The organism is Leptothoe sp. EHU-05/26/07-4, assembly GCF_043421015.1.
Classification (GTDB): domain Bacteria; phylum Cyanobacteriota; class Cyanobacteriia; order Phormidesmidales; family Phormidesmidaceae; genus Leptothoe; species Leptothoe turfae.
The window spans coordinates 821,338-846,787 of sequence record NZ_JAXSQV010000002.1; the positions used below are offsets into that span (position 1 = coordinate 821,338).

General features: G+C 48.1%; 20 protein-coding genes and 1 riboswitch. Of the genes, 4 read left to right on the forward strand and 16 right to left on the reverse strand.

All coding sequences use genetic code 11. The features are described 5' to 3' along the window. Positions 1-98 precede the first annotated feature (98 nt). From U2F10_RS05250 to U2F10_RS05300, 11 genes are all read right to left on the reverse strand, one after another. Complete coding sequence (locus U2F10_RS05250) at positions 99-2,633, reverse strand: EAL domain-containing protein (protein ID WP_499871142.1); 2,535 nt, start codon at positions 2,631-2,633, stop codon at positions 99-101. Between the two features lie 54 nt (positions 2,634-2,687). Beyond that, entirely contained in the window at positions 2,688-6,530 is a 3,843-nt protein-coding gene (locus U2F10_RS05255) for a CHAT domain-containing protein (RefSeq protein WP_499871144.1), read from the reverse strand. A 193-nt stretch (positions 6,531-6,723) separates the two neighbouring features. Beyond that, a complete protein-coding gene (locus U2F10_RS05260) occupies positions 6,724-7,467 on the reverse strand; it encodes a DUF928 domain-containing protein (RefSeq protein ID WP_163671435.1) in 744 nt (247 codons plus the stop codon). 660 nt (positions 7,468-8,127) lie between these two features. Further along, positions 8,128-8,385 (reverse strand): hypothetical protein, encoded by a 258-nt coding sequence (locus tag U2F10_RS05265; RefSeq protein ID WP_163703129.1) that lies wholly within the window; start codon positions 8,383-8,385, stop codon positions 8,128-8,130. Between the two features lie 161 nt (positions 8,386-8,546). Further along, the gene (locus U2F10_RS05270) at positions 8,547-9,974 is read right to left on the reverse strand and encodes a dihydrolipoyl dehydrogenase family protein (RefSeq protein WP_163671433.1); all 1,428 of its coding nucleotides are present in this window, start codon (positions 9,972-9,974) and stop codon (positions 8,547-8,549) included. A 478-nt stretch (positions 9,975-10,452) separates the two neighbouring features. Beyond that, positions 10,453-11,229: an ABC transporter ATP-binding protein gene (locus U2F10_RS05275; RefSeq protein ID WP_163671432.1), complete on the reverse strand. Its 777-nt coding sequence runs from the start codon at positions 11,227-11,229 to the stop codon at positions 10,453-10,455. 2 nt (positions 11,230-11,231) lie between these two features. Next, a complete protein-coding gene (locus U2F10_RS05280; RefSeq protein WP_490794888.1) occupies positions 11,232-12,077 on the reverse strand; it encodes an ABC transporter permease in 846 nt (281 codons plus the stop codon). Between the two features lie 70 nt (positions 12,078-12,147). Next, the gene (locus U2F10_RS05285) at positions 12,148-13,200 is read right to left on the reverse strand and encodes an ABC transporter substrate-binding protein (RefSeq protein ID WP_499871145.1); all 1,053 of its coding nucleotides are present in this window, start codon (positions 13,198-13,200) and stop codon (positions 12,148-12,150) included. Between the two features lie 235 nt (positions 13,201-13,435). Further along, the gene (gene hypB / locus U2F10_RS05290; protein ID WP_163671429.1) at positions 13,436-14,131 is read right to left on the reverse strand and encodes a hydrogenase nickel incorporation protein HypB; all 696 of its coding nucleotides are present in this window, start codon (positions 14,129-14,131) and stop codon (positions 13,436-13,438) included. Positions 14,132-14,203: 72 nt separating this feature from the next. Then, positions 14,204-14,557, reverse strand: coding sequence for a hydrogenase maturation nickel metallochaperone HypA (hypA, locus tag U2F10_RS05295; RefSeq protein WP_163671428.1), 354 nt, complete (start codon positions 14,555-14,557; stop codon positions 14,204-14,206). A 7-nt stretch (positions 14,558-14,564) separates the two neighbouring features. Further along, positions 14,565-15,743 carry an agmatinase family protein gene (locus tag U2F10_RS05300; RefSeq protein ID WP_163671427.1) on the reverse strand — a complete coding sequence of 393 codons (1,179 nt, stop codon included), beginning with the start codon at positions 15,741-15,743 and terminating at the stop codon, positions 14,565-14,567. A gap of 116 nt (positions 15,744-15,859) precedes the next feature. Continuing rightward, positions 15,860-15,973, reverse strand: a riboswitch (guanidine-I (ykkC/yxkD leader). A 176-nt stretch (positions 15,974-16,149) separates the two neighbouring features. Between U2F10_RS05300 and U2F10_RS05305 the strand changes: the two genes are divergently transcribed. Both U2F10_RS05305 and queG read left to right on the forward strand, forming a co-directional pair. Further along, positions 16,150-16,725 (forward strand): GNAT family N-acetyltransferase, encoded by a 576-nt coding sequence (locus U2F10_RS05305; protein ID WP_499871146.1) that lies wholly within the window; start codon positions 16,150-16,152, stop codon positions 16,723-16,725. Next, positions 16,692-17,684 carry a tRNA epoxyqueuosine(34) reductase QueG gene (queG, locus tag U2F10_RS05310; RefSeq protein WP_499871147.1) on the forward strand — a complete coding sequence of 331 codons (993 nt, stop codon included), beginning with the start codon at positions 16,692-16,694 and terminating at the stop codon, positions 17,682-17,684. Before U2F10_RS05305 ends, queG begins: the two co-directional genes overlap by 34 nt. An 83-nt stretch (positions 17,685-17,767) precedes the next feature. Here queG and U2F10_RS05315 read toward each other — a convergent pair whose 3' ends face one another. Beyond that, positions 17,768-18,544 carry a hypothetical protein gene (locus U2F10_RS05315; RefSeq protein ID WP_499871149.1) on the reverse strand — a complete coding sequence of 259 codons (777 nt, stop codon included), beginning with the start codon at positions 18,542-18,544 and terminating at the stop codon, positions 17,768-17,770. A 206-nt stretch (positions 18,545-18,750) separates the two neighbouring features. On the opposite strand from U2F10_RS05315, the gene gcvT reads away from it, so the two are divergent. Next, a complete protein-coding gene (gene gcvT, locus U2F10_RS05320; RefSeq protein WP_499871151.1) occupies positions 18,751-19,827 on the forward strand; it encodes a glycine cleavage system aminomethyltransferase GcvT in 1,077 nt (358 codons plus the stop codon). Positions 19,828-19,866: 39 nt separating this feature from the next. Here gcvT and U2F10_RS05325 read toward each other — a convergent pair whose 3' ends face one another. The 4 genes from U2F10_RS05325 to U2F10_RS05340 form a co-directional block, all read right to left on the reverse strand. Then, positions 19,867-20,268 carry an NUDIX hydrolase gene (locus U2F10_RS05325; RefSeq protein ID WP_163697147.1) on the reverse strand — a complete coding sequence of 134 codons (402 nt, stop codon included), beginning with the start codon at positions 20,266-20,268 and terminating at the stop codon, positions 19,867-19,869. A gap of 79 nt (positions 20,269-20,347) precedes the next feature. After that, positions 20,348-21,463: a tyrosine-type recombinase/integrase gene (locus U2F10_RS05330; protein WP_499871152.1), complete on the reverse strand. Its 1,116-nt coding sequence runs from the start codon at positions 21,461-21,463 to the stop codon at positions 20,348-20,350. A 793-nt stretch (positions 21,464-22,256) separates the two neighbouring features. Next, positions 22,257-23,720: a transposase gene (locus U2F10_RS05335; RefSeq protein ID WP_499870799.1), complete on the reverse strand. Its 1,464-nt coding sequence runs from the start codon at positions 23,718-23,720 to the stop codon at positions 22,257-22,259. 70 nt (positions 23,721-23,790) lie between these two features. After that, positions 23,791-24,825: an AAA family ATPase gene (locus U2F10_RS05340; RefSeq protein ID WP_499871154.1), complete on the reverse strand. Its 1,035-nt coding sequence runs from the start codon at positions 24,823-24,825 to the stop codon at positions 23,791-23,793. A 309-nt stretch (positions 24,826-25,134) separates the two neighbouring features. Between U2F10_RS05340 and U2F10_RS05345 the strand changes: the two genes are divergently transcribed. Continuing rightward, positions 25,135-25,380, forward strand: a complete 246-nt coding sequence (locus tag U2F10_RS05345) for a helix-turn-helix domain-containing protein (RefSeq protein ID WP_163697153.1) — start codon at positions 25,135-25,137, stop codon at positions 25,378-25,380. The last annotated feature ends 70 nt before the right edge of the window (positions 25,381-25,450 follow it).

The window sequence follows — 25,450 nt, forward strand, 5'->3', positions numbered from 1 at the left end:
TATTCTTTTGAAAGAGAACTATGATGGTAGTTGGGTCCAAAATTTGAGGACATAACATGCAATCGATGCAAGAGATTGTCATAACTCTCTACGCCCCACTAATCTTCAATCTTCCAACGCTTATTCTGCCTCAACAGCTGCGCAGCTTGGTCTCTAGGCAAAGGTTTTGCAAAAAAATACCCCTGCACATATTGACAACGCAGTTGCTTTAGCAGACAGGCTTGTGCCATGGTTTCTACACCTTCGGCAATAATATCCAAATTCAGACGATGCCCTAAGGACACAATGGTGCCAACAATATCTGCATGTTCACTAATGTTTTCCATGCGGTCAACAAAGGATTTATCAATTTTTAGAGAATCAATCGGCAGCCGATGGAGATAGCTCAGGGATGAATACCCCGTACCAAAGTCGTCGAGACTGATGTGTAAGCCTTTCTCCTTCAATCGTTTCAGCTGCTGAATAGCGGCTTCTACATCTTCCATGGCCACACTTTCTGTGAGTTCTAGTTTGAGGCCACGGGGGTCAATTTGATGCCGCTGTGTAATAGTGGCAATCGTCGTCGCCAGATCTTGTTGAACAAACTGTCGACTAGAAAGATTGACACCAATAAATAGGGGTTGAGGCATGGGAAATTGCTGTTGCCATTGGCGAATTTGATAACAGGCTTCATCTAAAATCCAATCCCCCATAGTTAGAATCATGCCAGTGTCCTCAGCAATGCTAATAAAGTCATTGGGGGGAACGGTGCCACGCTCAGGGTGCAACCAACGAATCAGGGCTTCAAAGCCCGCTATTTTACCCGAGGCTACCTCGATAATCGGTTGATAGTAAAGCTGGAACTGTTCATCATCTCCAGCGTGGCGCAACTCCATCTCCAGTTGAAACTGAGAGACCGAGTGGGTGCGCATGGTTTCGTTGAATACTTCATAGCGATCGCGACCTGATTTTTTGGCTTTACCCAGAGCCCGGTGAGCATCTTGCAACAGTGCATGGGCTCGATATCCCAGCCCTTTATGATGGAGCGCGATCCCAATACTGATGGTGGTGCTGACCAACTGCCCACCAATGTGAATAGAGTGCATCAGCTGTTTTTGCAGAGCAGCCGTGGTGGAGATCGCCTCTTGACGATGGGCCACTGACGGCAAAATTAGGGCAAACTGATTGCCACTTACCCTGGCAGCCGATGCATGGGGCATCAGATAAACGATGCGTTCGGCAACAATTTGCAGTAGCCGATCGGCCACTTGCACGCCCAACGTTTCATTCACTGATTTGAATAAATCCAGATCAAGTAACAGCAGGGCCACCATAGGCTGCGATGCATTACGCTGATTTAGACAGGACTGTAGGCGCTTGAGGCTAGAGACTCGATTGGGCAAACTGGTCAGCGGATCGTAAAAGGTGCGATAAAAAACTTGATAGGCGATGGTACTGCTCACCACGGTGGCAAAGCCCAAAGCAGGTGGCACAATGGGAATCCAACCCTGGTAAAGAAACATCCCCCAGCCGGTAATTACCAGGGAAGCCAGTGCGATCGCACTAGTTAGGGTCAACAGCACAAACCGCTGAATATGCCAAACTAAAACACTTCCCATCAAACACCAAAAGCCTATCCACAGCATTTCCTGCCATTGGGTCCATCCCCAAATCAGAGAATAGTCTCCCTCAACAACTGACAAAATTTGACGCACCGCATGGGCATGTAAAATCACCCCCGGTGTTGTTGCAACCGATCCTGCTTGGGTATTGAGGGAGGTGAAAACAGTGTCTTTAATACTAGGGGCTACGGTACCTATCAAGACCACCTTATTTTTGAACCAATTGGGATCAACCTCGTTATTAAAAACATCCGTCAGAGAGACTTGGCGAATTGATCTGTCGGTGGTCTGGTACTGAAACATGACCTGGTAGCCAGCCATGTCTTCATTCTGATAACCGCCCGTATTTTGGGCCAAAGTAGGGAAAAACCGACCAGCAATGGTGAGGCCTGCTAAATTTTTTTTTAGAATATCGGGACCATAGCGGTTTTTCAGCACATGCAGGCTTAACTTTAAACCCAAAGCATAGAATTCATCAGGCTTAATGGAGGCAAACATAAAGTTGCGGCGAATCACCCCGTCACTATCAGCCACAAAATCTGCAAATCCCGTACGTTCTAGATCCATCCCTTGCGGCGGTGGGGTGCTGCGGGTGGGATCCAACCCTACATCATATACGCCATAGACATTCTCCACCGCCAGTTGTTGATCTAACTGTTCACGACCGGGAGGATGATCAATGTCTCGATAGATATCCAGGCCAATGGCTACAGGTTCATAGGTCTGTAATTGTTCTAGCAGCTCAGCTATCGTTTGATCACTTAAAGGCCAATGGTTGTAGCGCTTGATATCCATCTCATTAATGCCTACGACCACCACATCGGGCAGATCAACATTGGTCACAGCATGACGGACACGACTGTCAAATAGTTTAAGTTCTAACTCTTCTAATCCCCCAAGTTGACGAATACCAATAACAGCAAGAGCTACTCCCAGAGCAATTAATACATAGCCATAGCGCTGCAGCCATCGCCACAGCCACAGCTGCACAGAACGTAGACGACTACGACCGTAAAAGCTACCAAAGTGCAATGGGCCCCCTTAGGATTAGGCAGTCAACTGGATATGATGAATCAGGCGGTAGATTTACCAAGGATTCCCAATCATCGTAAAACCAGACCAATAGGCCGGATGGCTAAAATCCCAACTGCCGCTGGTGCCTAAACCAGACAGATGCCCAATTAGCTGACCATCACTGCCATATACGGTGCCATCTTCAATACCAACCTGGCCGCGCAACATCGCCAACTGGGCCTGACGAAGGGCGGCACTGCGGGTTAAAGGCTGTTCAAGGGCACGATAAAATTCCGCCATCAGGCCCAGGGTGCTCTCATCATCAATGGACCAAAGACTGGCCAACGCTGTTTGAACGCCTACATTAACCGCTAATCCTGCAAATCCAAATTCGGCAGCAGCATCGCCCACTGCTGTGGCACAAGCACTTAAAATCAAGAAGTCAACCGCATCAAGCGGTAATGTCTGCAGCTGTTCCAGGTTCACAGTTTGATCCCAAAGCTGCACATAGGATGCCTCTAAACTGCCAGGCTGAAACACTGCATGGGTAGCTAAATGAACAGTCTTAAAGTTTCCCTGTTCTAAACGCTGCCGTAGCACATCCAGGGTGGCCTCATGATCCAAATATTGCTCATCATCCTGGCGTTGACTAGCCAGTGAAAGCTCAAACGGAACCGCCGCCAGATCGGCATGGGCTTCAAAGTTAGCAACCCCCATAGCCAGGGTAGCCTGTAATGCACCAGGCTCCGTTAACAAGTCTATGGAGGGCTCTAGGGGGGTCAACCCAGCACTGGGCAGTAGGCCAATACTGTAATTCTCGATCAAAAAGCGTTGCCCATCGTGGAGAGCGGCCATCGGCAAAGAGCGTAGCCCAGTATCTAGAACGAAACCAATATGGTCGATATCAGCGACTTCCAACTCATCTAATATTGGTCGCACTAACCAATCATACAGCTGTTGCGCGGCAGGCAAATACTGAGCAGGGCGCAACACTGGATTTGTAATTGTCTGATGAAACGTTTCTACAACAGCTTTCACGTCTGCGGCAGTAGCCTCAACCGGACGATACACGGGTGCCCCCTCACCAGTGACAAGGACTAACTCGACATGGGTGTCTTTGAGACGAATGTACATCAGAGCCGGTGTAATGGCCTGAGCTTCACTCACCTGCCTCAGAGTTTGCTGGAGTCTCTGTAAGGAGGGTGAGGCGGGCATCGGTAGATTGAGGGCTCTAGCGAACTCAGCTGAGAACGACCTCTCTATTTGAGCCCAAATCAACTCGCTATCGCTAACAGAGCCTTCTTGCTTTTCTCTAGCACCATTGGCTAATGCGTTATGGTTTAGACTGTCGATATTCTCAAGTCCAAGCACAGTGGAAAGATTAGTCAGGTCTGCAACTGGCGACAAAGGTTCTGGGACATCAGATTGTGAACCTGACGGGAAAGACTCAAATAAGTTATTGAGTTCAATGGTCTCTAAACTAACTTCTTCAACAGTCTGAGGAGCCGTCAAGGTATCTAAACCGGTCGTAATCTCACCTGCTGTTCCATTTATCCCACCATCACCCAGGGAGAAAGGGATAGCAGGATCACTATTGTAGGTTAAACGAATGGTCCCACCATTTGTTGTCAATAGGCTGGCATTGGTGTTAACAATCGTATCAATAGCTCGAAATGACTGTTGCGTAGTCACATTAATATTGCCACCTTGCCCCTCTCCTGTGGCGTTAATAGAGTCCACTACAATCATGCCATCAGCCCTTAGGCCAATATCGCCACCCTGGGTTTGAGCTGAATCAGGGCTAACCGTGATAGACGTAATTTGCTGACTCGTAATGTCTCCTTTACTGGCATTCAACCTAATGGAACCACTATTTCCTGTATTACTGCTAGCGGCCTCTATATTGGTATTGAGTGCAGCAGTCGTAATATTACCAGAACGATTAATAAGAGAGATATTACCAGCATCACCAGCGTTGTTAACAGTGGCTTGAACAGATGTTGTCACATCAGCGGTATTAATGTTGGCAAATGCATCGATAGAAACCTCTCCTCCTGCTCCTGAGTTATTGTTGCCAGAGGTGCCAGTATTCAGAGAACCTGTCACAATGTTGCTTCTGCGACTAATAAGGGTAATATCACCACCGCCACCGCTATTGCTGAGGGCCGTGGTGGCCGTTGTAATATTGCCAACGCTGATCGCACCAGGTGCCGATAAAGCTATCTCACCACCATTGCCACTATTATTAAGGGTGCCACGCGCTGTGCTAATAAGATCGCCACCCACAATACTCCCGCGAGTTGATGTAAGCTGAATATTTCCCGCATTCTCCGAGTTATCGATGGCGGAAAATGCACTAGTATTTAATGTTCCGACCGTAATGTCAGCAGCTGTAATGGCAATGGCTTGCCCTGAAGTGCTCAGACGATCGCCTGGGGCCATGGTAAAACTCCCCTGACCATCGCCATCTGCATCCGCTAAAAAGCTGATACTGCCAGTTCCTTGGCCAAAGGTTAACTCGCCATCGCTTAAGGGTTCAATGGTAATGTTGTTGTCTGCTTGTAGCAACAAATTAATATTGCCGATGATAGAAGACTCTAGGGTGTTTTCATACAATATTTGAGGCTCACCCGTGTCCATACTTCCTGGATCGCTCCCCGCCCGAATTTCAATATTTTCCGGGTCGAGCAGTAAGGTGCCTGGGGCACCTTGCGATCGCAAATCTACTTGTCCACCAAAATACAGCTGCTCCTTGCCAGATACCTCGACTATCCCTCCAGCGGTATTTCCCCGAGCCCTAATCGCCCCCCTAAATTGGGTGAGTCCATCTGACCAGATGACCACTTGTCCACCCGCCTCACCATCAGCAATAATTGTAGAAGCAGCATCGATAAAAGTTGACTGAGCCGTCGGCAACAAGCCCCTGCCCTGATAGTCACCACCAATCAAAACTTGACCACCGTCAGTGGTGCGCAATGTCGCTCCTACCGTCGCCACATGGTCACCAACAATCTGAATACGGTTTAAGCCTAGATTGGTTGTTTGCTGAGTTGTTAGCAGCCCCCCCACTAGCGCTGTTCCAACAGGAACATCGAGCAACTGTCCCCCAGTCAAGCTTAGGGTTCCATCCTGATTGACTTCAATGGCCGTAGCATGGTCAACTCCTGTGGATGTAAGCCACAGGGGTAACGATGCCCTGGGTTGAGCCGCCGCCGCAAACTGCAATCCACCAGCCAAACCAACAATCTCATGGGTGCCAACCGCAACGATGTTAATTGCTCCACCTCTTATGGTTCCCTGATTAACAACACTATGACCAATTAAGGATAAAGAATTATCGGCACCAACCGTCAGATCACCTAAATTCGTAATGTTACCAGGACTGTCAGGATTGAACTGTAACTGTAAAACGTTACCCTGTACATCACTGGAAAGACCCGTTAGTCCAAAATGTCCCCGCTCAAAATCTAGACGTTCAGCTGTTAAGACGGTAAAATCACCTGCCAAATTGATAGATGCGTCAGTACCGAATAACACACCTGCCGGATTGATCAAATACAAACTAGTTGGACCCCCAATAACGTCTATCAGTCCATTGATCTGCGAGGGCATGCCATTGGTGATGCGGCTAAAAACAGCTTCTACGCAAGATGTCACCTGAAATTCAGCCTGATGATTTTGCTCTAAGTCAAATTGCTCAAAGCTATGGAACAATAGTCTGGCATTATCCGCTGTTGTTCCTCCAGAAATCTCAAATTGATTGTTCTGTTGAACAACTTGAGTTTGTATAGAGTCTTGAGCTGAGATTACCTGGGCATTAGCCCATGGGATCCCTTGCCAAAGAGCTGTGTTAGCGATCCCAGCAGCACATATCTTTTGACCATAACTACGCCATAATATTTGAAGCTTACCCATGACGATTAACACTCCTCAGGTGACGATTTCTGATCAGTACAGTTCCCACCGTCGGTTCTACTGCAGAGTCTCAAGCTGTGGCACTGGAAATAAAATCAATTAACGTCCAAATTTTGGATGTGCAGACGTTCCATGGAACATCTCTTCAACATTTACGTTTGGAATTTCTTGATGGCTTGCTCTTGAGCAACCGTTAGTTTATCGCCTCCGTTGTTGGCAGCATAATTTCCACAGAGCTGGCACTCACCGACAGAGGAACAATTTGTTCTAGCCTAGCTGAAGCCATTAGCGTATGCCATTGACTCCATACATCTTGATTGTGTGGATGACGTTGCATCTGTTCCAGCAATACTCCCAGATGGTCATACCAAAGTTTGTTGGCGTCTAAGCTAGAACCCTCAACCCGATCAACCCAACCCTCCACTGAAATATTCTCTGAGCGGTTGTTAGGGTTACAAACGATGGAAGCTGCCCAACGATATCGCTGATTGATTTCTAATTTGGGCGCTCCACCCATGACACCTAAATCTAAACCAACAAGATCAGCGGTAGGTTCAACCGTTAAGTTCGTTTGATAAATAATCTCATCCTGGGCATTAAACAGATAAAACTCTAACTGTTTGGTACTTTTGACCTCTGGCACACTAAGCCAAAGTGTTGGTTCCGCTAAGGCCGTTGCCCCTAAATTAGTCTCTGGCACAATGGCCACCAGAGGCGCCGTATTTTGGGCACAGGCAGATGTTGGCAGACGAGAGGCACCACTGATGCGTCTGCCTGGCAAACCTTGGCGAACTTCTTCTTCCTCAGAAGCCTGAACTATACTAGGAGAACAACATTGAAGCCCTAACAATGTTGCTACTCCTATCGCTGTCAAGCGCACTAACCATTTAGAGGCAGGTAAAGAAACTGGGGTAATTGTGTTATTTGTGAGTTTCATGTGAAATAGTAAATTCGATGTCCTGCGGTTTATACGTGTTGTTATTTTTGACAAAGTTCTCAATTTAAATAGCACCCATAGAATAAACAGGACTCAGAGAAGACATACCGTCTAGTTCTTTATGAACTAAAAAGCACAGAGCGAAGCAAAATTAGTTTTACGTTCTATGGATGAGGCTATCTCCTTAATTCCCTCAACATGCCTCTCTTTAACTTTTCTAAGCCATGGGCTACCTGAACCAAAACCGTGGTTGTACTTACCTGATTATGTGTATTATGCGAAAATAAATTTACCTATTTAGACAAAAGTAGAGCTATTTACGCTCTAGCTAACAGGCACTAAAACCCCCGAAATACGTTGCCTTTCAAACCCTAAGTCTTTTATTTAATTTTAAAGTGAAGATTAAAGTAACTGTTTTTAGAAGAAATCAACTAATAATGTTTCGCCATTTGTCGGAAATAAATAATGACGCAATAACAGACATATAAACTCATCAACTTACACAACAATGTTATCTATAGTTTTCAGCAAGAGCTGATGTTGTAAACGATGTGCGCCAAGCTATACATCAGAGTTGAGTCATCTAGACACACAAAAACCGTCCTAGATACTTTTTCTAAGACGGTTTTGTATAGGTGAAATCTCAGTATTTATGAGGAACTATCGTTTAGATTTCACCTGGGTTTTGTGCTTTCTAGACTTAGAGCCAGATTTGCCCTTGTAGTCGTCATCATTATTTCTGCCGTTAGCCTCCCGAGAAATGTAGTCGATCAAGGCTAAGCTTAGTGACTGATCTTCAAAATCTCCATAGGATGTGCGCTTGGTTGATCGTTTTTCAAGCCGTTGATTAGGCTGTTGGAGAATTTTACTTCCTGCTAAAAAGATACCAATGACGATGAATAATGGTAGGAAAGGCATGGGGGTAACCCTCGTAAAATTCAGTAGATGCGCTGATAACAGGGAACATGCATTTAACTTTACCTGTGTGAAATTACCGTGAGGATGATTTTGATCACACGTCCCATAGGATTTTGATAGAGCGTATCTGTGATTAGTAGGGTTGGATACTTAATGATCTCTTAAGCAAGGGAACGTCGCCAGCTGAAGAACCCACGCAGGATATTCTGTAACCGATCGTTTTGGGCATAGCTTTGCTTAGTCAGTTGCAAAGCCGTCTTAGCATTGATTTCTGACAGTGTGGGGTAGATGTGAATGATGCTCTTAAGGGCTCCAATTTTCATTTTGTAGCTCATAGCCAAAACCACTTCATGGATGAGCTCACCGGCATGGGGACCGACGATGTGAGCCCCTAGAATTTCACCGTTTTGACGGGTAATAAATTTGGCAAATCCATGGCCTGCGGCCTCAGCTAAAGCGCGATCGACATCCTTAAACTCGTGCTTTAGTACAGCTACGTCATCCCCGTATCGTTCCTTTGCCTGCGCTTCTGTTAAACCAACGCGGGCAAGTTCCGGTTCTGTAAATGTCGCCCAGGGGATAACCCGATAATCGGCTTTTTTAGTGGCTAGGAATAGCGCATTCTGGATCACAACAGCGGCTTCATAACCAGCGACGTGGGTAAATTGGTATCCACCAATAACGTCGCCAGCACCATAAATGTGCTTGACGCTGGTCTGAAGTTTTTCATTGACCTTAATACCGGCTTTACCGACTTCTACACCGGCTGCCTCCAGACCTAAGGATTCTACATTGGGGATGCGACCTGTGGAGAGCAAGATCTCGTCCACAACAATGACTTGGTCGCCGACATAGAGATGCTTTTTGCCGTCAATCACCTCTACTTTCTTGGCTCGGCTTTTGGTAAGAATGCGAATGCCTTCGGTCTCAAGCTGCTTTTGGACAACAGCCGCTGCCTCAGGTTCTTCCTTAGGCATAATCTGATCGCGGCTGGCAATGATAGTGACCTCAGCTCCCAAACGGGCAAAGGATTGACCGAGTTCACAGCCAATGGGACCAGCGCCAATTACGGCTAGGGAATCGGGTCGCTCTTTCAAGGAAAAGACCTGTTCATTGGTCAAAAAGCCAGCTTCTTTGATGCCTTCAATGGGAGGAATTGCAGGTCGAGAACCGGTTGAAATTAGAAAATTACGTCCTTTTAATTGCTTGCCGTTGACTTCAAAGGTTTTTGAGTCAGTAAACTGACCGGAGCCATAGAAAACATCGACGCCGAGGGCTTCAAATCGCTCCGTTGAGTCATGCTCTTGAATGATACCGATAACGTTCTGAACATGGTTGATGGCTTCTTCAAACTTGATGGTGGGTTTTGAGGTGTAGATGCCAAACTGGGACCCAGTCCGTACATGATGGGCCACCTGACCAGCGTGGATAAGGGACTTACTGGGGACACATCCATAGTGGAGACAGTCGCCCCCCAGTAGATGTTTTTCGACTAAGGCAACACGAGCCTTGAGCTGAGCCCCAGCGCTAGCGGCTACTAAACCGGCAGAACCGCCACCAATAACGACAAGATCGTACTCCACTGCCATAGTTTGCTGCTCCTGTTTGGGTTCATGTTCGAAGCTACAGGCCATTCCTGAAACCTGGCTGAGAACCTCTAGAAAAAAAGCTAAAGGTCATCGCTGTGGCAATTTTTCCCAACGTTGGCTTAGTTTGACGACTGCAGGTGGCAGAAGCAACTAAAAATGCTGCTTTGCCTACCCGGTTTTATTGAACTGGGTTTGTCTAAATATAGGGCTTAGCCCTTAGCTATCTTCACATGACTGTAAAAAGTTCAAAATCAGCTGTTACCGATGCAAAATGCGAGCCTCTAACTGGTTCACTGCCTTTGGGCACTATCATTCCCATAGTGCCAAGTACAGCCAAAATACGGGTCCTTTATAAGGGCCATCGGGTAGGAGGGGTGTTATGTTCGGCATTGGGCAAAAACCGCTCGGGCAGTTCACTCTTGGCCATCAGTGGCTGGGATAGAGGCTGTTGACATAGAATTGCTGTGCAAACCAGCGGCTAAGCAGTTACCAGATCTAAGTCCTGTTTGCCTCGCAATAGGTCGGTTATTTCATGTTTGTACGACTGAAACTTAGGATCGCGCTTCATGGCGTAGGTGCGTGCTTCAGGTAGATCAACGGTAATCTCACGCTGAATGGTTCCGGGACGTGCCGTCATCACATAGATCCGCTGGGATAGAAACACGGCTTCTTCCACATCGTGGGTAATCATCAAAATGGTGCAGCGGGTGCGTTTCCACAAATCCAACAGAAATAGCTGCATGACTTCTTTGGTTTGCACATCCAAGGCTCCAAAGGGTTCATCCATGAGCAGGATTTTAGGATGACAGGCCAGGGCGCGTGCGATCGCAACCCGCTGTTTCATTCCCCCCGACAACTCTTTAGGCAATGACTTAGCAAAGTTAGCCAGCCCTACCACATCCAAATAGTAGCTAGCCCGCTCACGCCTTGCCTTTTGGGTTACCCCCTGTAGCTTCAGACCAAACTCAACATTGCGCTGTACCGTCATCCAGGGATAGAGGGTGTACTTCTGGAATACCATGCCACGGTCAGCCCCTGGCCCCGTCACTGGCTCAAAATCAACGGTAATCTCACCGCCGGTGGGCGTATCCAAACCAGCAACCAATCGCAGTAATGTTGACTTCCCTGAGCCAGAAGCGCCCACAGCACAGACCAGCTCCCCTGTTTCAACATGGATATTAATGTCTTTAAGAGCTAGCAGCGGCCCCTGCTTCGTTGAAAATTGTTTATAAAGCTTAGAAATTTCAAGATGCATAACTAATCAAACGCCCACTTACAGCTTGTCTTGAGCACCCAACGAAAGATTAAATCTAAAGCAAATCCGATGACTCCCAACATAATCAGGCAAGCAAAAATCTCATCAGTTTTAAAGAAGCGCTGGGCCAGCAGAATACGTTTGCCCAACCCTTCCTCGGCTGCCACCAGCTCGGCAATTACCACCAAGTTCCAAGCTGTGGCGACGTTAATACGAAAAGTATCGATAATACTCGGAATAACGTAGGGCGTAATCACTGACATCAGCACCTGCCAGCGTCGTCCCCCCAGAGTATAGGTAGTCTCGATCAAGTCCTTAGGCACAAATTTAACCGCATCCATGATCATCAGAGTGTTGTAAAACACCGTACCGATCACAATAAGTGCGATTTTAGGTTCCTCATTTAGACCCAGATAGATAATTAACAGCGGAATAAACGCCGGAGCAGGCATGTACCGCAAAATCCCAACAATCGGCTCCAGCATGGCACGAATACTGGCAAAGGCTCCCATACTGATTCCCAACGGTATCGAGACAATCGCCGCCAAGGTGAAGCCAATCGTTACTCGCCCAAAACTTGCAAAAATATCTTGGGTGATAAATCCTTTTTCCCATAGTCGTTGAAAAGCGCCAGCCACATTCTGAGGACTAGGCAAGAACTTAGGATTTACCCCCGTATAGTTAGACAATAGCCACCAGGCTGTTAAAGGCACTACTACGGAAGCAACAATTAGAATCCAGTTCAGCGAATCTGGAATCTCTTCAGCAATACGCCAAAACACCGTGGGCTCTAGGCTTTTAGGCGTTGGCTCAAAATCATCTTTGAACGGTTCAGATGTTTGAGTCATCGGTCGTTCTTCCTAAGAAAACATAAAAAACAGGTAGGGGCGCACAGTTCGCCCCTACCATCAGGTCTATTTACAAGCCCTCTGAATAGGCTTTCACGAAACTGTCATCTAAGATGGCACCCAAATCTTCAGGACCGGCCTCAATAAAGCCCACATCCACCATAAAGTCGTTCATTTTCTGCGCAGCAAAGGGCATGTGTTTCATACCCTCACCCTCGCTAAACGCTTCTAAATTCTCTTCAATGGTGAAGATGCGAGTACCCGCTTTAAAATCTTCATAGTCTTCAACGGAAACACCAGAGCGCTCCGCCATGATTTTATTAGACTCCTCTGGATTTTTGGCGATGTAATCAAGGGTGGCAAACCAAGTGTTAACCAAAGCCTGTACCTGTTCAGGTTGCTCATCAATCATTGTTTGACTCACCACCAATAGGTCAGGAATTGCCCCTGGATAATCCTTGGACGATAACAGTTCTTTGCTACCTTCACGTTCCAGGGCAATCCCCCAGAAAGGTGGCCATCCAGCAAAGGCATCCACCTGACCAGAGGCAAACGCTGCCGCCGCTGCCCCCGTTTCTAAATTCTTGATGGTGATATCAGAACGAGACATACCAGCCTTCTCCAGGGCCTGGGTAAGCATAAAGTCACCCACCACCCCTGCTTCTAGGGCAACAGTCTTGCCCTTTAGATCTTCCACACTATTAATACCTTCAGCAACAATCACTTTGTCATTGCCGGCTGAGTTGTCATTGACCAAAACAGCCACTTCCCCATTGACAGCATCCGCCGCAAATGAAATGGTGTCGTTCAACGTTTGACTATTCCCATCCAGCTGACCAGCAGCAAAGGCCTCCATGGAGGCTAGATAGCCGTCAAACCACTTGAGTTCTACATTGGCTCCATTGGCCTCGAACAGTCCTTTTTCTTCCGCTACAGCCCAGGGTAGCCAGCCGGGCCAATTACTGTATCCAATCACTAAAGGAGCACCTTCAGCCGCAGCTATCTCTGGGGCATCAGCGGCAGGTTCAGAGGTGGTTTCTGGAGCATTGCCAGCACACCCTACAGCAACCACCACACCAAAGACAAAGGCTAAACATGTAGATAAAAATCGTTGTCGTCGCATCGCACACCTCACTAAACTGTGGAACTAGTTAGTAGCTGTCTTGGGTAATCACATCGGCATTGCTGATCCTCGGGATGACTTTAGTTGTGAGATATCGTCAAATAGCAATAGCTCTAGATTGATTCATCCCCTAAATCAGCAATCGCATCACATCCAGGTTGTAGCCAATGGTTTTGTCTGCTGAAAACCTAAAGCTTTGCATAGGGACAAAGCTTTTATACAGGACCTTGGAACGTCATACTGTGAGCTGTAAACGGTTTGGCTGATTAGCAACCGTCTGCTGAACCCACTCAAACCAGCCCGCTAGACCGTCACCAGTCTTGGCAGACACACGAAAGATCATCACATTGGGATTAATTTGTCTGACGTTAGCTTCAATCTCTTCTAAGTCAACATCCAGATAGGGTGCTAAATCTGTTTTAGTGATCAACAAACAATCTGCTTCTCGGAACATCACCGGATATTTCAGAGGTTTGTCTTCTCCTTCAGTCACGCTGAGTAGAGCAACTTTGGCATGCTCACCCACTTCAAATTCAGCAGGGCAAACCAGATTACCGACGTTCTCAACAACAACGAGATCCAGACTGGCGGGATCTTGCTCATGTTGCAGCTGATGTATGCCACCAGCCACCATTTTGGAGTCTAGATGGCAGGAACGACCGGTGTTGATGGCAATGACCGGAACACCGTACTGACGGAGGCGATTGGCATCCAGCTCAGTGGTCATGTCCCCTTCAATCACAGCGATATTTAAGCTCTGTAAGCCGTTAAGTGTAGTTTCCAGCAGCTGGGTTTTACCCGCACCAGGACTACTCATCAGGTTGATACAGGTGATGCCCCATTCATCAAAATGGGCACGGTTGTGATCGGCTCCTTTCTGATTGGCATGGAGCAGATTCATTTCGAGGGCGGCGTCAAAGGTTTGGTGCATTGTATAGGTAATGGGCAATGGACAACGGGGTGTGGAGACGTTCCATGGAACGTCTCCACAAGGGGGGTGGCATTAGGCCACAACACATTCAAGGCGGTCAATTTTTAATTCCCGACCAGATCGAATATCTTCCATGGGGCTATGACAGGTGGGACAAGCATATTGGCTGCCAAATTCAGGTCGATAATCAGCGCGGCAGGTATGACAGTGGGCCACCAGGGGAACATCCTTAATCACCAACTGAGCACCGTCGAGAAACGTTCCCTGGGTCTGTACGTCAAAGGCAAACTGCAAACTGGCCGGTTCGACACAGGTAAATGCCCCCACAATCAGATGAACCTTTTCAATGATCGGGGTTTCCGGCTGAGAGTCCCACCAGTCGCGAATGGTGCCAATTAAGGCTTTGGTCATGTCGGTTTCGTGCATGGTTGGTTTATTGCCAATCGTTGCCGACATCCATGTTGGCCTCGGCGTGAATATAGTCAGGGGTGCCTGTCCTTGGCAGCTGTCCAGATTGCACCAGGTGAGCCATGGCATCACAAATTACGCGGGTGGCCATCAGAGAGGTCATGTCACTGATGTCGTAGGGTGGTGAGACTTCTACCACCTCTAGGCCGCAGACTGGGGCATCGCGAATGATTTTGCCCAGCAGGTATAGGGCCTCACGCGGCAGGAGGCCACCGGGCTCAGGCCAACCGGTACCGGGGACAAATCCGGCATCAATGCAATCAATATCGAAACTGATATAAACACAGTCGGTGCCATCCAGGGCTCGTTCTAGGGCAAAGTCAGCGGCGGCGTCCAGCCCCATCTCAGTAATGTCTGTAACCGTGAGAATGTTGGTGGCCCGCTCACGACATACTTTGACGCCCTGGCGTGGCACCTGCCACCCGCCAATGCCCAACTGTACTAAATTCTTAGCAGGCGCATTTTTCATATTGGTGGCATGGAACCAGGGGCAGGTATGCATGCGCTCATCCAGGTCAGTTTCTTGAGTATCCACATGGCGATCAAAGTGGATAATGCCGACTTTTTTATCCCCCAGGTGACGGCATACACCTCGCACAGTGGGAAATCCGATGGAGTGGTCACCGCCGAGAATGATGGGAAACGCACCGGAACTGAAAATATGGGCGATGCCTTTAGAAATTTGGTCAAAAGACTTTTCGTTGTTGGCAGGAATTGTAAAAATATCGCCCACATCACAAAGGGTAATTTGCTCTCGTAGATCAATCCCCATTTCAAAGTTGTAGGGGGTGTAGAGAGCGGAGATGCGACGAATACCTTGGGGACCAAAGCGGGTACCAGGACGATAGGTGGTGCCAGAGTCGTGGGGGACACCCACAATGGCAATGTCATAGTCACCCACCTTGCGGACGTCCTCGATATAGGGAGCTTTGAGAAAGGTATTAATGCCAGCGTAGTGGGGGAGCTCGCCACGAGAGAAGGTGGGAATGGTGCGATCGCGAATACTATCGGCGGCCTCTAACCCATACTCCAACCCTTGGGCTACTTCCTGTTGCCAGCCCGTGAGGGGCAGTTGAGCCTCACGCTCTAGGGCGCGGTTCGCCTCTGAATCAGCTGGATTACGAAAGGTAGGTGTGTCACTCATGATGTTGGTGCATAGCGCTAAATAGGCAAGGATATTGAACCGTTATGACATTCAACAGGAAATCAAAAAATTAAAAGCCCGAGAGAATCCATAGCAGACACAAGCTGCTGAACGGTTTCTCCCGGGCTTTTATCCCGCCGTGTACCAGAAAACTGGCGGTTTCTCTCGGACCAGACATTTAACATCGAGATATCTCAAATGATTAAATCGGAACCCTAGAAACCTTCCTTGTTGGCTCCAGTATTAAAGGTCACTACCTTTTGAGAAGTATCTTTTGTTACCAAATTTCCTATTAAATTGTGACGTATTATTTTCAGCAAGGAGAGAAATAAAGACTTTCCCAAAAAACAAGATTGGGATACAAATAAATCAGTATTCAAAGATAAAAGGAATGGACAATGGGGATATGGTCAATGCGGTAGAGTACGCCGTGGGCTATCTAATTCGGCCAGCCCAACCATCGGATGTTGAACATCTGCCTGCCATAGAGCGAGCGGCAGCCCAACGTTATGTCCCCTATCTCGGTCCATTGGGGCTAACTCCAGGAACACTAGACGATATTGTCTCCGTTGATTTTCTAAATCAGGCCTTACATCAACGGCATCTATGGGTAGCAGCCACGGCAATACCTCAGACCTCGCTCGTCGGGTTTGTAGTCGTTGATCGCTTACCCACCGGCTATTTTGTGGTGGAGCTTGATGTTTTGCCTGATTACAGTCGACAGGGTATTGGCACAGCTCTGATGAAGCAAGTGGTTGAGGCTGCCCGTAAGCAAGGCTTTGCAACGGTCACCTTAACCACATTTCGCCATATCCCTTGGACAATTCCTTTTTACCAACGGTTAGGATTTGAAATTGTTGTTCCAGAAGACTACACTCCAGATATCCGTGCCATTGTTAACCATGAAGACCATCATGGATTTAGTCGTCAGGTCCGGGTAGTAATGCAGTGCCAGATTCCATCTCTCCCTCCTCCCCAGTAACCAATCCACTGCTTGCTGAGATTAAGCAACAGGTGAAAACATTAGGCTTCCATCGCGTTGGGATTGTGGCTGTGACGCCTGAGCCAAGTGTTCAGGAAAAGACGATGCAGACACGGCTCCAGCAATGGTTAGACCAGGGGCATCAGGCAGATATGGCATGGATGGCCAACCCAAAACGCCAAGACATTCGCCGGGTGATGCCAGAGGTGAGGTCGATCATTTGTGTAGCGCTCAATTATTACACCTACCACCAGCGACCTGAAAGCCCTGAATATGGCAAAATCGCCCGCTATGGCTGGGGGCGCGACTACCATCGGGTCATGCACAAAAAGTTGAAACAGCTATCGCTATGGCTGCAGGCGCAACCGGATGACAACGGTCAGCCTATCCTGGCTCGCTATTATGCCGATACAGGACCGGTGCAGGATAAATTCTGGGCCGAGGCAGCGGGGTTGGGCTGGGTGGCCAAAAATGGCAACCTGATCACCCGTGATTATGGTTCTTGGGTGTTTTTAGGCGAGGTTTTAACCAATCTGCCCCTACCGGCATCGCGCCCACACACTAACCACTGCGGCACCTGTACCCGCTGTCTTGATGCCTGTCCGACCAGTGCAATTCGTGCCCCCGGTGTGGTTGATGCTAGCCGCTGTATTGCCTATCACACCATCGAAAACCGTAGTGAGCAGCTGCCATCTCATGTGGCCAACCATCTGGATAACTGGGTTGCCGGTTGCGACATTTGCCAGGACGTATGCCCCTGGAATCAGCGCTTTGCCAAACCCACGGATGTGGCTGAGTTTGAACCCTACCCTGGTAATGTGGCTCCTAAGTTAAAGGACCTGGCCAACCTAAGTGACGAAGAATGGAATCAGCAATTTCCCGCATCAGCCCTCAGACGCATTAAACCGACCATGTGGCGACGAAATGCGGCCACAGCGTTAGCAAACCAGGGTGAATAGAATTGAATCTTGAATTTTGGGTGATGAGCCTTTGACTTGAGGCAACCATCTTAAAAGGCGAATAATTCAAAACTATTCCATCTTTAGATAACTAGCTTTGCCGAAGCCTCAGTCAACACATAGGCATAGTCTGAATTTTCTAAAGCAGTATGGACTTCGTCGTAGTTAGCGATGAGATCTGAAAGTCTTTGGTGCACTAATTTTATGGAGTACTGAACCCGCTTACGCTGCTGTAGCGATAAGAAACGACACAGACGCTGGGCTACTGTGTCGTGGACGTTGGGATCTAACAGATCAGTTTCATAGGTAATCGTCAGATGCGGTACCTGGCCAACAATGGCAGCTTCAGAAATGCGTTGCTCATCTAGCTTTTTGAGGGTGGCAATCAAAGCTGTAGGGTTGATGTGACGACTACCAGGCTGTTGGGCCTTAAGAACTGCAATCCCATGGCGCATTAAATCTCGCCGCCGCAGATGAATGACCTTATACCCCTGGTCGTAGAGGATGGCCATAAACCGAGAGGGTTCGTTCATACCATGGGTCTTAATCAGATCTGCTGCCGATAGTTTGAATCCGAACAGATAATCGGGACAAGCCAATCCATGGCGCTGAATATGCCGTAACGGGAAAAAGTGTCGCTGTTCTAATAGCGGTTCCATGGTCCACGTCGATGGCAAGGAACCATAGCGAGTGTCGGTCACCACCTGACGTAGCAAATCCGTCACCATGCGCCCACCGCTAAAGTCTTCGCCAAACAACACAAAGCGATGGGATGGTTGAGCCGTTAGATTGCGCTGACCGCGATTTATCAGACCCTGAAGCTGATGGGCAAACCAAGAGGAATAGTGTGTAGATGGCATGTTCTGTCATGATCGCTAACCCTGAGAGGTCTTAGTATTCCCTGAAGAGCTATTCCAATCAATTGCAGCGAAATTTTACCTTCCCATTGAATAGCATGATTTATACCCCATAAAGTACGGAATTGCCTATCCATAGATGTCTTTCAATAGATAAAAATAGGGTCAAACGAGAGAGTAGGATTGTCTATACTGTCTCTCCGCTTACCATGAGTTTGCTTCGTACCCCGCTTTACGATTTATGTATTCAAAACAAAGCCCGCATGACTGACTTTGCGGGTTGGGAAATGCCGGTGCAGTTTAGCGGTATCAAGCAAGAACATGCCGCTGTACGTAACGAAGTGGGCATCTTTGATATTTCCCACATGGGGAAATTCATTTTGACTGGGGATCATGTTTTGCGATCGCTACAGCAACTCGTTCCCTCAGATTTAGACAAACTCTCCCCTGGCAAAGCACAGTACACCGTATTGCTTAATCCCCAGGGCGGCATCATTGATGATCTAATTATTTATGACGAAGGTGAACAGGTCACTCTCATCGTCAATGCCGCAACAACTGATAAAGACAAGACATGGCTACTTGAACATCTAGCCAATGTCGAACTGCACGACAATTCCCAAACCCATGCCCTAATCGCTGTACAGGGTCCCAAAGCGGTAGAAACTTTACAGAAAATTGCAGATATTGACCTCAGCGTTATTCGTCGTTACAACCACGCCTATGGCCAGGTGCTGGGACACAAATCGTTCCTTGCCCGCACAGGCTATACCGGTGAAGACGGGTTTGAAATAATGGTAGAGGCCGACGGTGCTACTGCTATCTGGCAAGCGCTACAAGAACATGGCGCTGAACCCTGCGGTCTGGGGGCAAGGGATACCCTGAGACTAGAAGCATCCATGGCCCTTTACGGTCAGGACATTAACGATGAAACCACACCGCTAGAAGGCGGACTGAGCTGGTTAGTCCACCTAGATAAAGTGCCCAACTTCATCGGTCGAGATAGTCTTGCCCAACAAAAGGCGGATGGAGTCACCCGTCGTCTGGTGGGCCTACAGCTAGAAGGTCGCAATATTGCTCGTCATAACTATCCAATTATTCAGGATGACAAACAAATAGGTATTGTTACCAGTGGCACCCTATCTCCCACACTGGGATATCCAGTGGCACTGGCCTATGTCCCCATTGAACTCGCTAAAGTGGGCACAGTAATCAATGTCCAAATCCGTCAGAAAACAGTACCTGCTACCGTAGTCAAAAAACCTTTTTACAAAGCATCAACATAGAGAGCTAGTGAGAAATAACTAAGGATTTCTGATGACGGGTTACGACATCCTAAGCTGCGGCAAAATACAGTCAGTAATCAGCGGAGCAAGCTCAATTACATAATCCTCCGCCATAATCGGTATCCACTGGAGCTCAACAATTTCATTAGATGCCGTAGGAGTACCAATCAAATCCCCTTGAAACACAGTGGCCACCAGCTCAGTGTCAGCTTCATTGGCAGCCGTTGTCACATATTTACCAAGGAGCTCAATAGTGCCAGGGGCAATCTCACAGCTTAGTTCTTCCCGAACCTCTCGCTGAATAGCCGCTTTCGCATTCTCACCCGGCTGGAACTTACCACCGGGAAACATAAACTTGTGGGTATTTTTTTTACGGACAGTGAGCAGCTGTTGGTTCTCAACAACTGCATAGGCAACAACATGGAGTACAGATTGAGGCATGCGATTCCTCGGAGCTGAAAGCCTTATTATACAAGGCTTTTTCTTGCCATGAATATAGATAACGTACAGATTACGTCCGCTATTCTCCAAAGTCGGGCATTGATGGCATGGTAACCTGGTGGATGTAATGCTTTGCTACCGTAGAGACTGAATCCCCTGCTATTTCTGCAGCCTGGGCTACAGTCCAATTCTCGGACTCGATACCGTGACTGATCAGGGTATGACGTGTGGTGTACAGAGGACGATGGGGGACCTTGGCTAGCTGTAGTGCTTTATTCCAATACCGCTTAGCAAAGGATGATGCGTTGATAACTCCGCCCTTGGGGGCAGTAAATACTAGATCATCCGGATTATTCTCCCCTCGTCGCCTTTGGAGCATTGCCAGGGCTGGAGCCGATAGCGCCAGCGTCCGAACCACTCCGTTCTTTGTCCCCTTTCTAATTGCCGGACCATGACCACCACGTCGTACTATCGCCTCTTGAATAATGATGGTTTGTGCCTCTAGATCTACTGATGACCACCGCAGCCCTACCGCTTCACTTGGCCTAGTTCCCGAACAAAATAAGAACAGAACAAAATCAGCATAATGATCTAAGAACTCAGTGGTTCTGAAAACTTCCAGTATTCGCTTAATCTCGTCAGTGGTAAACGGTTCTCGCTTATTCTTTTGTCGAGTAGAATTTTTGAGAGGAGAAATGTCTTTAAAGTAATCCTGGGTTGTCTGGCCATGTTTAACAGCCCATCGAGAAAACTCTTTATAGGTATAGAGACAATTGTTGTAATTGTATCCAGTCAGTCGTTTTTGTAATGTGCCACAAAAACGCTCAGCATCTTGAATACTTGAGATCGTCCCAAACCGCTTTAAATCATTCCGACGAGTCCGGTACTGGTTGCCCGCTGTGTGCTCTGCTAATCCATTTTGCACTTTCCACCGAACGAACTTTTCAAACAAACTACTATCCAGCCTTCCGCCATCGGGATTAAACCGATACCGGGTTAACGTGGTATCGAACTGTTCTAGGGCAATGTCAATTTGAATTTTTGCGGCCTTCGCTTCAGCCGCCGCCCGATTGATCGGCGTATCGGGCAGACCCACAGCCAGCGAGTAACCACGACTTTGATAGGTCCATCGCAGCCTGAGCATGCCATTGCGATTATGTACAGATACTGAGCCTTTTTTATGTCGCTTACTCAACTGTCCTATAGTACACCTGTGGAAAACTACCCTCGTTTTGTTACGGCTTGTAACGCATTCTCAATAAGGACCGGCTGATCACTTGCCTGATCACTTGCCGATCACTTGTGCTGATCACTTAAAGTGATCGAGATCACAACAAATTAGTATATTTTTTTACATGATTTTTGCGGCGTTTGAATGCTTTGAAGGCCCTACTTGTGATCTGGATCACTTTAAGTGATCAACTGATCAGCGATTTTGGCCATTTCTACTAAGAAAAAAATGCGATTTTTGCTGATCAGTTGATCAGTTGGCACTCAATCAATTGCTGGGTATGGGTTTCAACAACTGATCAGCAAAAAGTGTCCTAAGAGTCAAACAGTCAGTTGATCACTTGTATTTCTGTTAAGTGTCACAAGGTAGATCTGACTGTACAAAATCCCTTAATTCCCCCACGTAGTAAGAGAAGTAGCGGTTTTTATTGAATCTGTCTCGATTGATTCGTCCCGTTGCCCATAGCTCCCGTAGCAACCGCCTAGTTGTATTGGGGGTTATGGCTAGGAATTCTGATATTTCAGGGGCTGACCACGGAATACCTACCCGATCATCTTCGTTAAGCCACAGCCGGATCCGTTCTTCCTGGTTGGTCGTGTCTTCCACTTCACCATCAGCATCTTGATCGCCCAGTAGCTGATAACTGAAGTCGCTATCATCAAAGTTGGACTTTTAACAAAAAAAGAGGCAAGAGCTTCTATCTCTGCCGATTGCAGAGTGTGTTGTCACCGGGCAACATGAGTGCAAGCAATCAACGTTAAGCTGCTTTTTTCTTCTTTTTCAGTCTAGCCCGCCCCCGTTTGATAATGGGTCGTCTCGGTCTGTGAGGTAAGGTGGTTCCAACGGTGCGCCCCGGAGATTTACCTCGGGGTTTGGACTCAGCAGCCGGGGTGCCAATCTGCCGAATAATTCGCGTGAAGTCACGCTGAACCATGGCTGGTGTGCAATGGTGTTGAGTGTAATCGGGTAAAAATCGTTGCCACGGTTGCGGGAGTCCCTGAGCCAACAAGCGTGCCATCCACAATTGAGCATAAGCTAACCAGGAGAATTGAACCCAGGCTTCCTCTTGAGTGACATCAGGGGTTTGCAGGTCATTCATCATGAGGTTCTGCTTCGTGAAGCGAATGCCGTGTTCAAGATTGAAACGCTCGGTATAGCCTTGGTAGGCATTGCGGGTATCTAGCGGTCGCCGAGAGTGGCCAAAGACGATGAGCCATTGGGGTTTGAAGATGCGGTGTCCGGTGGGGTCAGTGAGCTGTACTTGGACAAGGTCAAAGGGGTGAGCATGCATGGGTTGGGCGCGTGAGCCTTTCATCAGCAGATCATGCCAACGCGTTAAGGTAACGGTCCGAAGATGGCCTTTGGTAGTGGTGGTTTCAAACCTGATTTGCTCGTCAGGGTCCCCCCACGTGGTCTCATCTTTGAGGTCGAAACGCAGGCCATACCAACGAGGATGGCCACGCCGTTTCTCAGTAGATGCCTGCGGTACCCGATAGAAGACACGATTGGCACGACTGCGGGTGACAATCACTCGATTTTCCTGAGTGCTGAAGGGATAGAGAAATCGGCGATGGCTATAATCACTATCGACCACCAGCACACACCGCTGCCCATGCCAGGGGACGGTTTCGTCATTGAGCAGACGCTCTACCTGCTGCTGCCCCACCCCGACCTTGCTCTCAAAACTGGTGACCCGTTCCACGCTGAGCGGAACAATCCAACGACGCGCCCCCGTGACCTCAGCTTCGGGGATAGCGGCCATCAGTGAATAGTTGTGCCCCAAGGTGATCGGTTTTTGGCCTGCCACCACCGTGGGTTTGTAGACCGACTCACGATCCTTAAGAGTGATGGCATGGGGGCGACTCACCGGAGTGACATCCACACCAAATAACCAATAATCCCGATGGGACGGGGACGGTACCCCCTTGGCAATTGACTGTATCCACGTCTGAGGAAATCGAGACTGAGGAGGACTCCCGTCAGGTTGGTCTGACGCGCTCACCTCATCGCGGGTTACCCCCAAGGCTCCGATAGCCGCATATAACGATCCATACTCTCGCCGAAACAGAGGGTTGAGGCTTAACTCAACAACAGACCTGGCATGGGTATTCCCACACAAGGCATCTAACAAATCCATCAGACTATCGGAGCGTTGATTGAAACTAGCGTAAACCTGATCTCGAAATTGGTTGAGTTGATTGATACGATCTTGCACATTCATGGCAATAGGCTGAGCTTCTTTTGGTTTTGCTCTTTATCGCCTATTGCCGCTTCCTAGTGCATTCCTCTCTTCAAATTTCTACAAAGTCCAAATCAAAGGCAAACGCATACTTACCTGGCGGTTTACCGAGTCGCGTTTTCTCCACGGTCAGGACACGCCGATGGGGGCCATCCATCCGCAGCGCCCACACTTCCGAAACGCTGTTTTTAATGGCAGTCGTGCCCCTAACTCCTCCCTGAGCATTGCTGTGGTGGATGACGATGACGCAGGTGTCAAACCGCTCTGCAATGTCCCTCAAGTGAAGCAATGGCCTAGCGTATTCAGTGTCTTTTTCACTGCACAGACTTTCTTTATTGATGGTGCTCAAGCTATCGATAACCACCAGCTTGGGGCGTTGTTGCTCGATGTAGGTGGCCAACTGTGGCAATGCAGCGGATGACCACTCACTGAGGATCTCCAAGGGTGCCTCATCAGCAATATTTCTAATATCCATACGTTCAGAGGTGACCAGGCCCGGTTCATCTGTCTGAACCAACAGCGCTGGACCTTTCTCTATCGGGTAGCCGTTCCACGAGCCAGTTGAAACAATGGCTTCAAAAATTTGATAGGTAAATAGCGTCTTCCCGGCTCCACCATCCCCATGGATTAGCAACGTCGTCGAAGCAGGAATCCAACCAGGGATAAGCCATTTCATCCGGCCTTTGTTCTTTTTTCTGAACTCTTTGATCGATAAGGGCTGGACTGGCTTCTGGTTAACCAGTGCCTTAATGTAGGCTTCCTGAAGCTGAGAGTAGGAGCGATGATAACGCTTGGCGATCGCTTGCAGTTTCCATAGACGTAGACCCTCATCAACGATATTTTCTTCAACCCATTTCACCTGCTGGATGGCTGCGTTAAACTCGTCATCATCGAGGTTTGCGCCATTGGCAGATTGCAATATATCGTTTGCAATTGCACGCACAATATCCAACGGCAAAGCGTGAGCAAACGCTATCTGAGCCAGGGCAGCGTCTTTAAACTTAGCCCCGACGACCACACCTAGTGTGTCATCGAAAAGCTGTCGATCTCGCTCAGAGCGGATCGAGTCAATTATGTCTTTATGCATGGCTATTTCTCAGTTTTTTGTACGTGTTAAAATCGCTCAAACCGTTGGTAAAAGAGGGTTTTGAAGTAGACGTACATTGAGAAATATGTAATAATACTGACAGGGTACATTCATCGTTCGAAAACTTAATTACATTTACTGGCGGTTCCTTCCATGTGGGGAGGGAACCGCTTTTTAGTGCCACCGTTCAGAGCGTGAACGGTGGCAAAATGCATTCGGGGTGAGTAGTCGCCAACCGCACACCCTTAATGCAGTCGATAAAAGTACACGTTAAACGTAACTGTTTAACGTGTACTCGTGGAGTATACTATGGACGAATACCGAAATGAAGAGGCCCGTACATTGAAGTCTCTAAGAGAGGCAGTTCCTATAAGCCAAGTGGTTGCAGCTGTTGCTATTAACGTAAGGCCAGCTACGCTAAGCTCCTGGGAGAACGGTAAATCTGTTCCACGTCTTCCCCTTGAAGACTGGTGCAAATTGGCTGAACTCTATGGCGTTTCGATAGATGAGCTTCGTGATGCAGTAGCAAAATCTCAACAAAAAAGCGGGAGGTAGTCCCGCTTTAAATGGTTTATTTAGCAATACATTTCACTCTTGGGAGGTGATCGACATGTTCAACAGCGTA

Excerpts from the sequence above, each read along its gene's own strand:
- U2F10_RS05300 (WP_163671427.1), bottom strand. The coding sequence starts at position 15,743 with ATGAGTGACACACCTACCTTTCGTAATCCAGCTGATTCAGAGGCGAAC.
- U2F10_RS05325 (WP_163697147.1), bottom strand. The coding sequence starts at position 20,268 with ATGCCTCAATCTGTACTCCATGTTGTTGCCTATGCAGTTGTTGAGAAC.
- U2F10_RS05345 (WP_163697153.1), top strand. The coding sequence starts at position 25,135 with ATGGACGAATACCGAAATGAAGAGGCCCGTACATTGAAGTCTCTAAGA.
- U2F10_RS05305 (WP_499871146.1), top strand. The coding sequence starts at position 16,150 with ATGGTCAATGCGGTAGAGTACGCCGTGGGCTATCTAATTCGGCCAGCC.
- U2F10_RS05280 (WP_490794888.1), bottom strand. The coding sequence starts at position 12,077 with ATGACTCAAACATCTGAACCGTTCAAAGATGATTTTGAGCCAACGCCT.
- hypA (WP_163671428.1), bottom strand. The coding sequence starts at position 14,557 with ATGCACGAAACCGACATGACCAAAGCCTTAATTGGCACCATTCGCGAC.
- U2F10_RS05260 (WP_163671435.1), bottom strand. The coding sequence starts at position 7,467 with ATGAAACTCACAAATAACACAATTACCCCAGTTTCTTTACCTGCCTCT.
- U2F10_RS05285 (WP_499871145.1), bottom strand. The coding sequence starts at position 13,200 with ATGCGACGACAACGATTTTTATCTACATGTTTAGCCTTTGTCTTTGGT.
- U2F10_RS05335 (WP_499870799.1), bottom strand. The coding sequence starts at position 23,720 with ATGAATGTGCAAGATCGTATCAATCAACTCAACCAATTTCGAGATCAG.
- U2F10_RS05340 (WP_499871154.1), bottom strand. The coding sequence starts at position 24,825 with ATGCATAAAGACATAATTGACTCGATCCGCTCTGAGCGAGATCGACAG.
- hypB (WP_163671429.1), bottom strand. The coding sequence starts at position 14,131 with ATGCACCAAACCTTTGACGCCGCCCTCGAAATGAATCTGCTCCATGCC.
- U2F10_RS05270 (WP_163671433.1), bottom strand. The coding sequence starts at position 9,974 with ATGGCAGTGGAGTACGATCTTGTCGTTATTGGTGGCGGTTCTGCCGGT.
- U2F10_RS05265 (WP_163703129.1), bottom strand. The coding sequence starts at position 8,385 with ATGCCTTTCCTACCATTATTCATCGTCATTGGTATCTTTTTAGCAGGA.
- U2F10_RS05315 (WP_499871149.1), bottom strand. The coding sequence starts at position 18,544 with ATGCCATCTACACACTATTCCTCTTGGTTTGCCCATCAGCTTCAGGGT.
- gcvT (WP_499871151.1), top strand. The coding sequence starts at position 18,751 with ATGAGTTTGCTTCGTACCCCGCTTTACGATTTATGTATTCAAAACAAA.
- U2F10_RS05255 (WP_499871144.1), bottom strand. The coding sequence starts at position 6,530 with ATGGGTAAGCTTCAAATATTATGGCGTAGTTATGGTCAAAAGATATGT.
- U2F10_RS05275 (WP_163671432.1), bottom strand. The coding sequence starts at position 11,229 with ATGCATCTTGAAATTTCTAAGCTTTATAAACAATTTTCAACGAAGCAG.